The 13,331-nt window shown below is 71.6% G+C and carries 11 protein-coding genes; 5 read left to right on the forward strand and 6 right to left on the reverse strand.

Features of this window, described 5'->3' with window-relative positions; all coding sequences use genetic code 11:
* Positions 1-244 precede the first annotated feature (244 nt).
* The 3 genes from TBR22_RS20655 (at position 245) to TBR22_RS20665 (ending at position 4,037) form a co-directional block, all read left to right on the forward strand.
* Positions 245-1,912 (forward strand): hypothetical protein, encoded by a 1,668-nt coding sequence (locus tag TBR22_RS20655; protein WP_239489726.1) that lies wholly within the window; start codon positions 245-247, stop codon positions 1,910-1,912.
* 207 nt (positions 1,913-2,119) lie between these two features.
* Positions 2,120-3,829, forward strand: a complete 1,710-nt coding sequence (locus TBR22_RS20660) for a sodium:solute symporter family protein (RefSeq protein ID WP_239493512.1) — start codon at positions 2,120-2,122, stop codon at positions 3,827-3,829.
* Between the two features lie 10 nt (positions 3,830-3,839).
* Positions 3,840-4,037 (forward strand): hypothetical protein, encoded by a 198-nt coding sequence (locus tag TBR22_RS20665; protein ID WP_239489727.1) that lies wholly within the window; start codon positions 3,840-3,842, stop codon positions 4,035-4,037.
* A gap of 126 nt (positions 4,038-4,163) precedes the next feature.
* On the opposite strand, the gene TBR22_RS20670 is transcribed toward TBR22_RS20665, so the two are convergent.
* Positions 4,164-5,348, reverse strand: a complete 1,185-nt coding sequence (locus TBR22_RS20670; protein ID WP_239489728.1) for a rhomboid family intramembrane serine protease — start codon at positions 5,346-5,348, stop codon at positions 4,164-4,166.
* A gap of 198 nt (positions 5,349-5,546) precedes the next feature.
* Here TBR22_RS20670 and TBR22_RS20675 point away from each other — a divergent pair, with 198 nt between their 5' ends.
* Together TBR22_RS20675 and TBR22_RS20680 are read left to right on the forward strand one after the other, a co-directional pair.
* Positions 5,547-6,122, forward strand: a complete 576-nt coding sequence (locus TBR22_RS20675) for a YeeE/YedE family protein (RefSeq protein ID WP_239489729.1) — start codon at positions 5,547-5,549, stop codon at positions 6,120-6,122.
* Positions 6,119-6,619: a DUF6691 family protein gene (locus TBR22_RS20680; RefSeq protein ID WP_239489730.1), complete on the forward strand. Its 501-nt coding sequence runs from the start codon at positions 6,119-6,121 to the stop codon at positions 6,617-6,619. The genes TBR22_RS20675 and TBR22_RS20680 overlap by 4 nt, the downstream gene beginning before the upstream one ends.
* On the opposite strand, the gene TBR22_RS20685 is transcribed toward TBR22_RS20680, so the two are convergent.
* The 5 genes from TBR22_RS20685 to TBR22_RS20705 all read right to left on the reverse strand — a co-directional run bounded on the left by TBR22_RS20685 (position 6,616) and on the right by TBR22_RS20705 (position 13,331).
* A complete protein-coding gene (locus tag TBR22_RS20685; protein WP_239489731.1) occupies positions 6,616-7,425 on the reverse strand; it encodes a hypothetical protein in 810 nt (269 codons plus the stop codon). The genes TBR22_RS20680 and TBR22_RS20685 overlap by 4 nt on opposite strands.
* Positions 7,426-7,524: 99 nt before the next feature.
* Complete coding sequence (locus tag TBR22_RS20690; RefSeq protein ID WP_239489732.1) at positions 7,525-8,430, reverse strand: PP2C family serine/threonine-protein phosphatase; 906 nt, start codon at positions 8,428-8,430, stop codon at positions 7,525-7,527.
* A 108-nt stretch (positions 8,431-8,538) separates the two neighbouring features.
* Entirely contained in the window at positions 8,539-9,585 is a 1,047-nt protein-coding gene (ydiK, locus tag TBR22_RS20695; protein ID WP_239489733.1) for an AI-2E family transporter YdiK, read from the reverse strand.
* An 84-nt stretch (positions 9,586-9,669) separates the two neighbouring features.
* On the reverse strand, positions 9,670-10,299 hold the full coding sequence (locus tag TBR22_RS20700) for a response regulator transcription factor (protein WP_239489734.1): 630 nt from the start codon (positions 10,297-10,299) through the stop codon (positions 9,670-9,672).
* Positions 10,296-13,331, reverse strand: coding sequence for a sensor histidine kinase (locus tag TBR22_RS20705; RefSeq protein WP_239489735.1), 3,036 nt, complete (start codon positions 13,329-13,331; stop codon positions 10,296-10,298). Before TBR22_RS20705 ends, TBR22_RS20700 begins: the two co-directional genes overlap by 4 nt.

Consider the following 13,331-nt stretch of genomic DNA (forward strand, 5'->3'; position numbering starts at 1 on the left):
CCTCCGCTAAAGGTGGCCGACGAGCGCGCGACTCGTGAAGCAGGGGCCTCGCCGAGTCGTCATCAGGACCATCGGTGGGGCTTTCGCAGCTCGCCGGATGCCGCATAGCATGAAGGAGAATCGCCACGAGTCAAGAGGCAACTGCTGGCCCAAAAGCCGCACTTCTGTCCCCATAAGGACCGAGCAGGAGGAGGGTACTTTGCCCCACGCCGGAGCAAACGTCGCGCGCCTGCGACTGCACCTGATGACGAGCTGCCTCGCGCTGCTCGCCACCGCCTTCGTCCTTGCCGAATCCGGCGACCTGGCGGGGGAGGCGACGCGCAACGGCCGGCTCGCGACGCGTGCCCTCGTCCAGAGCCAGCGGGTGATGCACGCCTGGCTCGCGCGCCGCGACACGGTGAGCGGCCTGCTCCCCCATCGCGGCGTCTTCCAGGGCAGCCGCCCCGACCCGGGCTGGGTCGTGGCCAACACCGCCGCCGACCTCTACCCGTTCATGGTGATGGCCGCGCGCCTGACCGAGCCGGCCACCTACCACGGCGCCATGCTCGACATCCTCCGCCAGGAGACGCTGCGCACCACGCGGGTCGGTCGCCTGTCCGACGACGTGAAGGCGGGCAATGGCGGGTTCACCAGGCCAACCGTCGACATGGACGCCGTCATCTTCGGCTCGAGCGAGTACATGAAGGACGGCCTGATCCCGCTCACCGAGCTGTTCGGCGACACGCCCTGGTACCACCGCATGCAGGGCATCGCGACAGACATCGTCGCAAACGCGCCCTACGAGACGTCGCGCGGGCGGCTGCCGGCCAGGACCACCGAGATCAACGGCAACATGCTGCAGGTGCTCTCGCGGCTGTACCACCGCACCGGCGACCGCGCGTACCTGGAGCAGGTGCTGGCGATCGCCGACTTCTACTTCCTCGACATGCTGCCGACCACCGGCGGGCTGCCCGCCGACCGGTGGGACGTGGCGGCTCGCAAGCCGCTGACGACCCGCTTCGTGCTGTCGGACCACGGCAACGAGATCGTCGGCGGACTCGCCGAGGCGTTCGTCCTCGCCTCGCACGTGCGCCCCGACAAGGCGGCACAGTACCGACCCGCCTTCGTCGGCATGATCGACCGGCTGCTGGCCGTCGGCCTGAACGGCGACGGCCTCTGGCATCACGACATCGACATCGTCACGGGGCGGCCGATCGAGCCGCGCCATGCGCACTGCTGGGGCTACATGTTCAACGCGGTGTACACGGCGTACATGGTGACGGGCGAGCCGCGCTTCCGGGCCGCCGTCGAGCGGGCGCTCGCGACGGTGACCCGGACGCCGGACTACCTGTTCGACGAAACGCCGCCCGTCGCGTGGTGGAGCGCCGATTCGTACTCGGACGCCATCGAGTCGGCCCTCGTGTTGATGAACCGCCTGCCGCACCCCGGACTGGCCGCGCAGGTCGACGCCGCGACGACGAAGATGCTCGACCGGGTGCGTCCCGACGGCATCGTCGAGGACTGGCACGGCGACGGCAACGTGATCCGGACGGCGCTGATGTACGCCTTGTGGAAGTCGCAGGGGGCGCGCCTCGAGCCGTGGAATGCGCGCGTGCACCTCGGTGCGGCCCGCGACGAGACGCAGGCCGTCTTCACGGTGACGGCCGGCGCGCCGTGGCAGGGCGTGGTGCGCCTCGACCACCCGCGCCATCGCGATCACCTGCACCTGCCGATCAACTACCCGCGGCTGAACGAATGGCCCGAGTGGTTCACCGTGGAGCACGACCGCCGCTACCGCGTGACGATCGGCTCGGCCCCGCCCGTCGAGCGCCTCGGCGCAGAACTGGTACAGGGCCTCCCGGTGTCGCTCGCCGCCGGCGAGACGATCCGCCTCACCGTCGTCGACGGCGGGGCGGCGCCGTACGGGAAGTAGGCGTACGGCTACGGGCTCAGGGCTCAGGGCTCAGAAAGCATCCCGAAAGAGGGCGCATGGTTTCTGAGCCTTCAGGCTTGAGCCCTGGGCCTTGGGCCTTGGGCCTTGGGCCTTGGGCCTTGGGCATTGGGCCTTGGGCCTGATGCCGTTCGGCGTTCGGCGTTCGGCGAGTATGATGCCTCCCTCGGAGGGACACGCGTGCAAGGAATGCAACTGGCGCCGGTCGATTACCTGATCCTGGTCGTCTACTTCGCGTTCGTGCTCGGCATCGGCTGGGTGCTGAAGCGCCACCAGCACACCAGCGAGGACTTCTTCCTCTCCGGGCGCTCCATCCCGGCGTGGATTGCCGGACTCGCCTTCCTGTCGGCCAACCTCGGTGCGCAGGAGATGATCGGCATGGCGGCCTCGGGCGCCAAGTACGGGATCGCCACGAGCCACTTCTACTGGGTGGGCGCCATCCCCGCCATGGTCTTCGTGGGCGTGTTCATGATGCCGTTCTATTACGGCTCGCGGGCCCGCTCGGTGCCCGAGTACCTGAAGCTGCGCTTCGACGAGAAGACCCGCGCCTTCAACGCCATCTCGTTCGCGGCGATGACGCTGTTCTCCTCGGGCATCTCGATGTACGCGCTGGCCCGCCTGTTCGAGGCCATCCTCGGATGGGACTTCAACGTCAGCATCCTCGTCTCGGGCGGCATCGTGCTCGCCTACATCCTGCTCGGCGGCCTGACCTCGGCCATCTACAACGAAGTGCTGCAGTTCTTCCTGATCGTGCTCGGCTTTGCGCCGCTCGTGTTCCTCGGCCTGCGCGACATCGGCGGCTGGGACGGCCTGGTGGCCCGCCTGGCGAGCGTGTCGACGGCCCGGGGCTTCGAGGCGGGGGCGTGGACGCAGTCGTGGGCGCACCTGGGCAGCCCGCAGTCCAACCCGATGGGCGTCGAGTGGTTCGGCATGGCCATGGGCCTCGGCTTCGTGCTGTCGTTCGGCTACTGGTGCACGGACTTCCTGGTCGTGCAGCGCGCCATGGCGGCCGACTCGATGGCCGCGGCGCGCAAGACGCCGCTCATCGCCGCCCTGCCCAAGATGCTGTTCCCCTTCCTGGTGATCCTCCCCGGCATGATCGCGATGGGCCTGACGGCCGGCGCGTCGGGCCCCGGCGACTTCGCCCTGCCTCCCAAGCCGGATGGCTCGCTCGACTACGACCTCGTGATCCCGATGATGCTGGGGCACTACTACCCCTCGGGCCTGCTGGGCCTCGGGCTGACGGCGCTGATGGCGTCGTTCATGTCGGGCATGGCCGGCAACGTCACGGCGTTCAACACCGTGTTCACCTACGACCTGTACCAGGGCTACGTGAAGCCGAAGGCGAGCGACGCGCATTACCTCATGGTCGGCCGCGTCATCACCGTCGTCGGCATCGCGCTGAGCATCGCCACGGCGTACCTGGCGGCGCAGTTCAACAACATCATGGACTTCCTGCAGCTCGTGTTCGCGTTCGTGAACGCGCCGCTGTTTGCCACCTTCCTGCTCGGCATGTTCTGGAAGCGGGCCACCGGCCATGGCGCGTTCTGGGGCCTGCTCTCGGGCACCGTCGCCGCGGCCCTCCACCACGGGCTGACGCTGCCGGCCAACGCGCCGGTCGGCATCAAGGGCGGCTGGCTCGGGATGCTGCACGCCTACCCGAGCGAGATGGCGCAGAACTTCTGGACCGCGATCTGGGCCTGGTCGGTGTGCTTCGGCCTGACCATCGCGATCTCGCTGCTGACGCGCCGGCAGCGCACCGACGAGGAGCTCCGCGGACTGGTCTACTCACTCACGCCCAAGCAGCCGAAGGAGAATCTGCCATGGTGGCAGACGCCGGAGGGCCTGGGCGTGGTGGTGATCGCTGCCGTGGCCGTGCTCAACGTCATCTTCTGGTAAGGACACGCCGATGGGACTCGACATCCGGTGGCCGATGGGCCTGCTCCTCTTCGCGCTCGGCGCGATCCTGGCCGGGTACGGCCTGGGCTCCGACCCGGCGATCTACGCGCGCTCGCTCGGCATCAACGTGAACCTGTGGTGGGGCCTGGTGATGATCGTCTGCGGCGGCGTGATGGTGGCGCTGGCGCGGCGGGCCACGCCCCGCTGAGGTGGCAATTTGAAATGTGAAATGTGAAATTCAGGGCGGCTCGGCCTTCGGCCTTGCCGCTCGCGGCATCACGAGGCGACAGGCCGAAGGCCGTCGCCTCGAGAATTTCGAATTTCACATTTCCAACTACGAGAAGCGGCGTGCCGGGAACTTCTGCATCGCGCCGACGGCCTGCAGCCCGGCGCGGGCCGCCGCAGCCGTGTGCGGGTCGGGTGAGGCCTCGAGCGCATCCACGAAGTGCTGGTACGCCACCGCCGGCTGGCCGAGTTGCCGCAGCAGGACCATCCCGGCACCGACGTGCGCCGCGGCCGCCGTCTCCCCGGTGGGCTCGCGACGCACCACGCGCTGGAACACCGTGACGGCGGCCTGCGCGTGCCCGCTCTCGGCGAGCCACGTGCCGAGGGCCATCGCCTCCGCCGGGGCCAGCGCCGCGTCGGCCTCTCGCGGCGGCAGGGCGAAGTACGCGCGAGCCGCGGTCGGCATGTCGCCCGCGCGCAAGGCCTGCGAAACCGCGCTGCCAGGCACGGCCAGCCCGCGCACCTCCGTCCGGTACTCCCGGGGCGTGCCGTCGACAGCGCGCCGGTCCAACAGCCAGGCCCACCCCAGGCCCGCCACGAACCCGCCGATGTGCGCCCCGTGCGCGACGCCGCCACCGCCGTCGCCGCCGGCGAGCAGCATCGGCAGCAGGTTGTCCATCACCAGGTACAGCCCGAGGACGATGCGCGCCGGGACCTCGACGACGCGCACGAGGAACGGGAAGAACAGCAGCAGGAGGCGGACGACGTTCTTCGGGAACCACCAGAAGTAGAAGCCGAGGACCCCGGAGATCGCGCCCGATGCGCCCACCATCGGCACCATCGAGCCGGGCGCCAGCACCGCGAAGAAGAGCGTCGCCGCCACGCCGGTCGCCAGGTACGCGACCAGGTACCAGAAGTGCCCCAGTCGGTGCTCGACGTTGTCGCCGTAGATCCAGAGGAACAGCATGTTCCCGAACAGGTGCATGAAGCCGCCGTGCAGGAACATCGCCGCCAACAGGTCGGAAATTTGCGGCGCCGCCGGCTTGTAGCCGTGCTCGAACGTGAACAGGTCGTACTCGCTGATCGACCCCAGGATCTCGCGCATCGAGACGCCGGCCGGCACTGACTCGCGCAGCACCTGCACGTAGGCCGCCAGTCGCGGATCGCCGGGCGAGGGCGCCTGACCGGAGAGCGGGAACGTGTAGAGGACGAAGATCAGCACGTTGAGCGCGATCAGCGCGTACGTGACGATTGGCGTCCCTGCCGGGTTGGGGCGGTCGCTCAGGGGGAACACCACGCCATTACATGGGGTCGCCGCCCGCGACGCAAGCAGCCCTTGGTCGGCTCAGGGCTCGAGACTCAGGGCTCAGGGCTCAGGGTCGAAGGGGGGAGGACCAGCGCGGATGCCGTGTCATGGCGGCCCGAGGTGCGTCATGGCCACCGGCGGCGCTGCAGTCGAGCGGCTACGATGGCAGAGGAGGCACACCCGCCGATGCGAGATCTGTTGTCCACCACGCCGTGGCCGTGGCCCGTGTCCGGCCTGCTCATCGGCCTGGTCGTCCCGGCCCTCTTCCTCATCGGCGGCAGGCGGTTCGCCATCTCGTCGAACCTGCGACACCTGTGCGCCATGGCAGGCGCGCGTGCGCCGCTGTTCCGCTACGACTGGTGGCGCGAGGGCGCGTGGAACCTCGCCTTCGCTGCCGGCCTGGTCCTCGGCGGCTGGCTGGCGGTGACCTTCCTGACGTCCACGCCCGACATCGCCATCTCCGCAGCGACCGCCGCCGACCTGCGGGCCCTGGGCCTCACCGACCTCGGCGGGGTGGCGCCGCGTGAACTCGCAAGCTGGCAGGCCCTGCGGACGGCGCAGGGCTGGCTCACGCTCGGGCTGGGCGGCTTCCTCGTGGGCTTCGGCGCACGATGGGCCGGCGGCTGCACGTCGGGTCACGCCATCTCGGGCCTGGCCGCCTTCCGCGCCTCGTCGCTCCTGGCCGTCGTCGGCTTCTTCGCCGGCGGCCTGCTGATGACGCACGTCCTGCTGCCGTGGCTGCTCCAGGGAGCCGGGCGATGAACGCGCCCCTCGACTCGCGGCAGGCCTCCGATGGCCGCGGCGCCACGGCGCAGGCGGGGCAGGCTCGACGCGACGGCGTGCGCGAGTACGTCGGCTACGTGCTGGCGGGCACGGCCCTGGGCATCCTGTTCATGCAGGCGCAGGTCCTCTCCTGGTTCCGCATCCAGGAGATGTTCCGGTTCCAGAGCCTGCACATGTTCGGCATCATCGGCGTCGCGATTGCCGTGGCGGTCGCCGGACGGTGGACCCTCACGCGCCTGGCGCCGCGCAGCGCGGCCGCGCAGGCGATCGCCAACGACGCCGCCGTCGAGGCGCCCCCGATGGCCAGGCACCTGCTCGGCGGGATCGTGTTCGGGCTCGGCTGGGCACTGCTCGGCGCGTGCCCGGGTCCGATCTTCACGTTGATCGGCGCCGGCCGCACCGAGTACGTCGTGGCGCTGGCGGCCGCTACCGCAGGCACGTGGGCGTACGGCCACCTGCAGTCGCGCCTGCCCTAGCCGGCCATCCGCACGAATGCGCCCGGCGCGGTGAGGTAGCGCTGCTGGCCCGGCGACACGGCGGGCGTGGCCATCGCGCGCGCCGCCGCCTCCCCCGCCTTCAGCGCCTCGGTGGTCAGGAACTCGCCCGAGCTGTCGAACACCAGTTGTACCGCCTGGAACGCGAACGGGATCGCGATCGGCCCCTCGAAGGTCACATCGACCTGCGATGCGCCCTCGATCCCCACCTTGATGTTGGCCCCGACCGCCTGCTGGATGACCGGCACGTCGAGCGCGACCGAGTTGCCGCCCTCCGCGTGCCCCCTGACGATGATCTTGCGCGTCTTGAGCACCGAGGTGATCACGTAGACCTCATCGTCGATCAGCTTGTCGACCGTGCCTGACGGGATGAGGGGGCTGATCCGCCCGGCCTTCACGAAGCGCTCGAGGGCCAGCACGTCGACGCGGTCCTCGACCACCGCCGCGTACGTGAAGGTGACGGTGCGCGCTCGCGAGAACCCCGTGGTCACGCCGAGGTTGCCGCCGCCGAGCGCGCCGATGAACGAGCCCAGGATGGTCACGCCGATGGCGACGTTGACCTTGCTGCTCTCGGTGCCCTCGATGTTCACCCCGGGCGTGTCGTCGCGCCTGATCTCCGGGACGGCGACCGCGCCAGGCTCGACCAGGTCGGCCACCCCGCCGAGCCGCGTGAGGTCCTTGCCAGTGCGGTGCAGCACGTCGAGCGGCTGCGCACCCGGGCGCGGCACGCGGAACACGCTGTAGCCGACGTTGCGGAGGAACGTGATCGACTGGTCCGGTCGCGACATGGCGCTCTCCTCGGGCCCCGTGGTTCGGGGCCGACTTCGGAAAGAACGTCGGGAACGCGCGCGACGGACACGCCGGTGGCCGGTCGCCCGGCGGCCGGCTCAGGCGCCCGGGGACGAGGTGGCAAAGCGATACGTCGCGACGACGGCCGTCACGTTGTCGCGCCCACCGGCGTCGAGCGCCAGGGCGACCAGCGTGCGGCAGGCCTCCTCCGAGGTCGTCGCCTCGGTCATCGCGTGCCGGATGGCCTCGTCGTCCACGAGATCGCTGAGCCCGTCGCTGCACAGCAACAGCCGGTCGCCATCCTCGAGCGGCACGTGCTGCACGTCGACGCGGACGTCCTCGTTGACGCCGCCGACCGCGTTGACCAGCACGTGGCGCGTTCGCGACCGCGCTGCCTGTTCGAGGGTCATGGCGCCGCAATCGACCAGCATCTGCACGTACGTGTGATCACGGGTGAGCCGAGTCAGGCGGCCCTGGCGCAGCAGGTAGGCGCGCGAATCGCCGACGTGCGCGATCTGCAGCATGCGCCCGAGGTTGCGCACCGCGGTGACGGTGCTGCCCATGCCCGACAGCTCGGGCTCGCGGCGGCTTTCGGCCAGGATGGCCTCGTGCGCCTTCACGATGCGGTCCTCGGATCGTTGCGCGGCGATGTCGAGCGTGCGCTCGTCGAGGCGGACGATCCAGTCGGGCAGCGAGAGCGCCATCCGCACCAGCTCTCGGATGGCCAGACGGCTGGCGAACTCGCCGGCCGCGTGCCCGCCCATCCCGTCGGCCACCACCAGGGCGTACCCCGCCTCGTCGGCCCGCGCCGGCATGTCGCCGTCGGGCAGGCTGGTGGACTGCGTCTCGAAGTAGCGGCCGATCCGCGCGATGAGGAAGTGATCCTCGTTGGTGGGGCGCCGGTGCCCCACGTCGGACAGGCCGAACGCGTCGACAAGGACCGGAGCATCGAAGGCGAGGCCCGGCAGCGCCGGGGACGCCGCGTCATGCAGGGAGTCGGACATCGGGGCCTCGTGGTCGATGCCTCCGATGATACGCGCATCGCCCGGCGTCGACCGCGGAGCGGGCGTCGAACAGCGCGGCGCCACTTGACGAGCTGGACGCGGCGAGTGCTAGCGTGTCACCCAGTCCTTCGCCAGCGTGTACGTCGCCGCGAGGATCACCGGCCCCACGAACAGTCCCACTACCCCGAAGCCGATCAGGCCGCCGATCACCCCGGCGATGATCAGCAGCATCGGCAGTTGCACGCCCCGCCGGATGAGGATCGGCCGCACCACGTTGTCGAGGGCCGCCACGGGCAGGCTCCAGATCAGGAGCGCGGAGCCCCACCCCGACAGGCCGCTCCAGAACAGCCACCCCACCGCCGGCGCGAGCACCAGCATCGGGCCGATCTGGGCGACACCGAGGATGAAGGCGAGGGCGGTGAGCACGCCGGCATGCGGCACGCCCGCGACCCACAGTCCGAGGCCCGCCAGCAGCGACTGCACGAGTGCCGTGACGACGACGCCGAGCGCGACGCTGCGCACGGCTTGCGCGGCAAGCACCACCGTGCGCTGGCTGGTCTCGCCCCCGAGCCGGTCCGCCAGCGCCAACACCCCGGCGGCGGCCGTCTCGCCCTGCGCGTAGAGGATGCCGAGCAGAATCACGGTCAGCAGGATCAGCATCATCACGCTGCCGATCCCACCGGTCGCGGCCAGCGCCCAGGCTGCGGCGGCCCGCGTGTGCGGTTGCAGCGCCGCGGCGAGCGCATCGGGCCCGCCAGCCTGGATGGCCAGCCAACGCTGCAACGCCGCCGGCCCGACGAGCGGCAGGTCGCCGAGCCACGTCGGCGGATTGCCGAGCCCGTGCGTCGTGAAATCTCGGAGCAGCGCGGGGCTCCGGCCGGCCGCCTCGATCAGCGCGCCGATCGCCAGCGTGAACGGCACGATCACCACCGTCAGCACCAGTGCCATCATCAGGAGCACGGCCAGGTTGCGCCGCCCCCAGAGGAGACGCTCCAGGCGCAGCAGCACCGGCCAGGTCGCGATGGCGATGGTCGTCGCCCAGACGATCGCGCTCAGGAACGGCCGCAGCGTCCAGGCGCTGCCCGCGAGCAGCACCCCGATGACGAGCACGAGGAGGACGACGCGGGTGATGTCGGAGGGCTGTGCCGCCTGCATGGGTGACTCCCGTGGGATGGTCTCACGCCGGCCCCTGCATGAGATGGCACAAACCGGCGTGCCCGGCCACCCCCCGCGGCTCCGTCAGTCGTCGAGGTGGATGATGCCCTGCTGCAGCGCCGTGGTCACGGCGTGCGTGCGGTCGTTGGCCTCGAGCTTGCCGATGATGCTGCGCACGTGAATCTTCACGGTGTGCTCGCTGATGTCGAGCACCTTGCCGATCTCGCGGTTGGTCAGCCCGCGCACCACGAGCCGCAACACCTCGATCTCGCGCGGCGACAGCGGCGCGTGGCCGAGCCGGGCCTGCATCCGCGCGGCGATCTCGGCCGGCACGGCGTCGCCGCCGCCGGCCACGGCGCGAATCGCCTCGAGCAGGTCGGCGCGCCGCATGTCCTTGAGCAGGTATCCGCGCGCACCGGCCTGCAACGCCCGGTGGATGTCCTCCTCACTGTCGAAGCTGGACAGCACGAGAACGCGCGCGCCGGGATCGCGCTGGCGAATCGCCGCAATCGTCTCGGGCCCGCTCATGCCCGGCAGTCGCAGGTCCATCACGACGATGTCGGGCGTGAGCTCGTGGTAGGCCGTCACCGCCTGCGGGCCATCGGCTGCCTCGCCGACCACGGCCAGGTCCGGCTGCGTCGCGATCAGCGCCGCGAGCCCTTCCCTCAGGATCGGATGGTCATCGACGACGAGAATGCGGATCGGTGTCGTCATGCGCCCATCCGCGTCGCCGCGGGCTCGATGGCCGGGTGCCGGCGATGCCACGCGCGTCGCACCCTCCCGGCCAGGCCCAACGGGACGATGAGCTCGACACGGGTACCGCGGCCGGGCGTGGAGTCGACGTGCAACCGCGCCGCCAGCTGCCGCGCCCGCTCGCGCATGCCGATGAACCCGAAGCGTGGCCGGTCGTCCCCGCCGGCGGCCTCGGCCATGCCACATCCATCGTCGGCCACGGCGACGCGCAGGGCACGGGGCGCGCCGATCAGCGTCACGTCGATGCGTGATGCATTGGCGTGCGAGATCGCGTTGGCGATGGCCTGCTGCGCGACGCGGAAGATCTGGTCCTCCAGGTCCCGCTCGAGCGCGGCCGGCCAGTCGTGCTCGTGGACCTCGAGGTGCACCTTGCCGGTGGCCAGCAGGCGGCCCGACTCGGCGAGCGCCGCCGCGAGCGGCTGGCCGTCGAGCCAGGCCGACCGCATGTTGCGCACTGAGCGACGGGCGTCGCCGAGGCACGAGTCCACGTGCGCCGAGACGCGGTCGAGCACCTGCGCCGCCCCGTCGGGGTCGCGGTGGAGCCGATGGCGGGCCGCCTCGAGCTGGAACCCGATGCCGGCGACGCCCTGCAGGAGCGTGTCGTGGATCTCGCGGGCCATCCGGTTGCGCTCGGCCTTCACCGCGCGCAGCCGCGCCAGCATCTGGCGCATGCGCACCGCATAGGTGCCCCAGGCCGCGCCGGCCAGCCCGAGCAGGCAGAGGCCCGCGAACAGCGGCGTCTGGACGAAGCGGGGCGCCACGGCGACGCGCAGGCCGGCGGGCGACTCGCTCCACACGCCTTCTTCGTTGCGGGCCATCACCTGGAACGTGTAACGCCCCGGCGGCACGTTGGTGTAGGTGGCGACGCGGCGATCGCCGGCATCGGCCCAGGTCGGCGCGAAGTCGTCGAGGCGGTGGCGGAAGCGCACCTTCTCCGGGGCCGCGAAACTCGGCGCGGTATACCGGACCTCCAGGGTGCGGCTCCCGGGCGGGATCCGCACCTCGCCTGCGACCGCGACCGCGCGGCCGTCGACGAGCACTTCCTCGAGCACGATGGGCGGCGGCACGCGCGCCGGCTCGCCGGTCGAGGGCGGCACCACCACCACGCCGCGCGTCGTCGCGAACCACAGTTCGCCGTTGCCCCGCCGCCATGCCCCCGGAGAGGCCTCGCTGGTGCCTTCCGTGCTGAGCATGCCGTCGCGAGCGCCGTAGGTGGCCAGGACCAGCGGCGCGCCACGCCCCGACGCGACCGCGTCGAGGCCGCTGCGTGACGTCCGCACGAGGCCGCGCTTGGTCGACAGCCACAGCCGATCGGCGTCGTCACCGGCCAGTGCCACGACCTCCTCGATGGCGAGGCCGTGCGCCGGCGTGAAGGCGAACGCACCCGTGTCGTCGATGCGCACCAACCCGGCCGCGGTGCCGAGCCAGAGTACGTCGCGGTGATCGAGCCAGGCGGCGTGGATGGTCGAGCCGACGGCGTGCAGCCGGCGCACCTGCCGGCGTTCGCGATCGTCGGCGCGGAACACCGACTCGCCGGCGCACACCCAGAGCCGCCGGCGCCTGTCCTCGACCACCGCGCGCACCGGCGTGCCCGGCGCCACGCCCGGCAGCGGCACCGGCACGAGGCGATCCTCGTCGCGCCGGAACAGGCCCTGCATCGTCCCCACCCAGAGCGTCCCGACGCGATCCTCGGCGACGAGGCGCACGCGGAGCGGCGCAGGCGTCCCCGGCGCCGGGACGAGGCGGACGCGGCCGGCGTCGAGCCGCGCCAGCCCCGCGTCGGTGCCCGCCCAGAGCGTCCCACGGCGATCCTCCAGCAGCGCGAAGACGCGAGCGTCCGGCAGCCCGTCGGCCGTCGAGAACGTGCGGGGTGCGCCCTCGCCGAGGCGCACCAACCCGCCGCCCCACGTCCCCACCCACATGGCACCGGCGCGATCCTCGCGCACCGCCAGCGCCACGCCGCGTGGCAGGCCGTCGGCCGTGGCGACCGTCCGGAACTGGCCGGCCCGCACGCGGTACAAGCCGGCGTTGGTGCCGACCCACAGGTTCTGCTCGCGATCCTCGCCGAGCGCCAGCGCGATCGCCTCGACGCCGGCCAGCCCGGTCGGCGTGACCCAGCGCTCGTCGTCGCGCAGTTGGCGGATGCCGGTATCGGTACCCAGCCAGACCTGGCCGTCGGCGCCGACGTGCAGCAGGCGCACGCGCTCGCGCGGTCCTACCGCAATCACGCGCGGCACCTCGCCGGCGCGGTCGACCCGCAGCAAGCCGTCCCGACTGGCCGCCCACAGGCGCCCCGCCGGATCCTCGGCGACCGAGGTGACCGGCCCGTGCGCGGCGCTGCCGACGACGATCTGCAGCGACTCGCCGTCCTCGGCGACGCGCGCCAGTCCAGCCTGCAGGCCCACCCACACCCGGTCGGCGCCATCGGTGCCTATCGCAAAGACGGACGGCCGACCGCCGTCGTGCATGCGGATCCGGCGCCAGCCCGCCGCGGTGCGACGGAAGAGGCCCGCCGCGGTTCCCGCCCACATGGTGCCGTCACGCGTCTCGAGCACGGTGCGCACGAAGGCGGCCTCCGGGTCTGCCGCCAGCGCCAGCCGCACGAAGGCGCCAGCCGCGCGTCGTTGCCAGAGCCCGCCGCCGTCGAGCGCCACCAGCAAGTGCCCATCACGCGTCACCTGCAGCGCGCGCACCGGATGCCGCGCCAGCGCCTCGTGGAAGTCGCCCTGGGCGGCCACGGGCACGAATCGGACGCCGTCGAACCGCACGAGGCCACGTTGGGTGCCGACCCACAGGAAGCCGTCGGCGTCCTGCGCGACGGCCTGCACCGAGTTGCGCGGCAGCCCATCGTCGGTCTGCCAGAGGCGCAGGCCGTACGACGCCTCCGACGACGAGGCGGCCGACGCCGGCCTCGAGGCGATGCCGGCCCCGGGCAGGCCGACGGCCAGCAAGGCCGCGAGCCACGCCCGGAGGAGCCGCACCCGTCCACGCAT

Source organism: Luteitalea sp. TBR-22, assembly GCF_016865485.1.
Classification (GTDB): Bacteria; Acidobacteriota; Vicinamibacteria; order Vicinamibacterales; family Vicinamibacteraceae; genus Luteitalea.

Excerpts from the sequence above, each read along its gene's own strand:
- TBR22_RS20655 (WP_239489726.1), top strand. The coding sequence starts at position 245 with ATGACGAGCTGCCTCGCGCTGCTCGCCACCGCCTTCGTCCTTGCCGAA.
- TBR22_RS20660 (WP_239493512.1), top strand. The coding sequence starts at position 2,120 with ATGCAACTGGCGCCGGTCGATTACCTGATCCTGGTCGTCTACTTCGCG.
- TBR22_RS20665 (WP_239489727.1), top strand. The coding sequence starts at position 3,840 with ATGGGACTCGACATCCGGTGGCCGATGGGCCTGCTCCTCTTCGCGCTC.
- TBR22_RS20675 (WP_239489729.1), top strand. The coding sequence starts at position 5,547 with ATGCGAGATCTGTTGTCCACCACGCCGTGGCCGTGGCCCGTGTCCGGC.
- TBR22_RS20680 (WP_239489730.1), top strand. The coding sequence starts at position 6,119 with ATGAACGCGCCCCTCGACTCGCGGCAGGCCTCCGATGGCCGCGGCGCC.
- TBR22_RS20685 (WP_239489731.1), bottom strand. The coding sequence starts at position 7,425 with ATGTCGCGACCGGACCAGTCGATCACGTTCCTCCGCAACGTCGGCTAC.
- TBR22_RS20690 (WP_239489732.1), bottom strand. The coding sequence starts at position 8,430 with ATGTCCGACTCCCTGCATGACGCGGCGTCCCCGGCGCTGCCGGGCCTC.
- ydiK (WP_239489733.1), bottom strand. The coding sequence starts at position 9,585 with ATGCAGGCGGCACAGCCCTCCGACATCACCCGCGTCGTCCTCCTCGTG.
- TBR22_RS20700 (WP_239489734.1), bottom strand. The coding sequence starts at position 10,299 with ATGACGACACCGATCCGCATTCTCGTCGTCGATGACCATCCGATCCTG.
- TBR22_RS20705 (WP_239489735.1), bottom strand. The coding sequence starts at position 13,331 with ATGCGTGGACGGGTGCGGCTCCTCCGGGCGTGGCTCGCGGCCTTGCTG.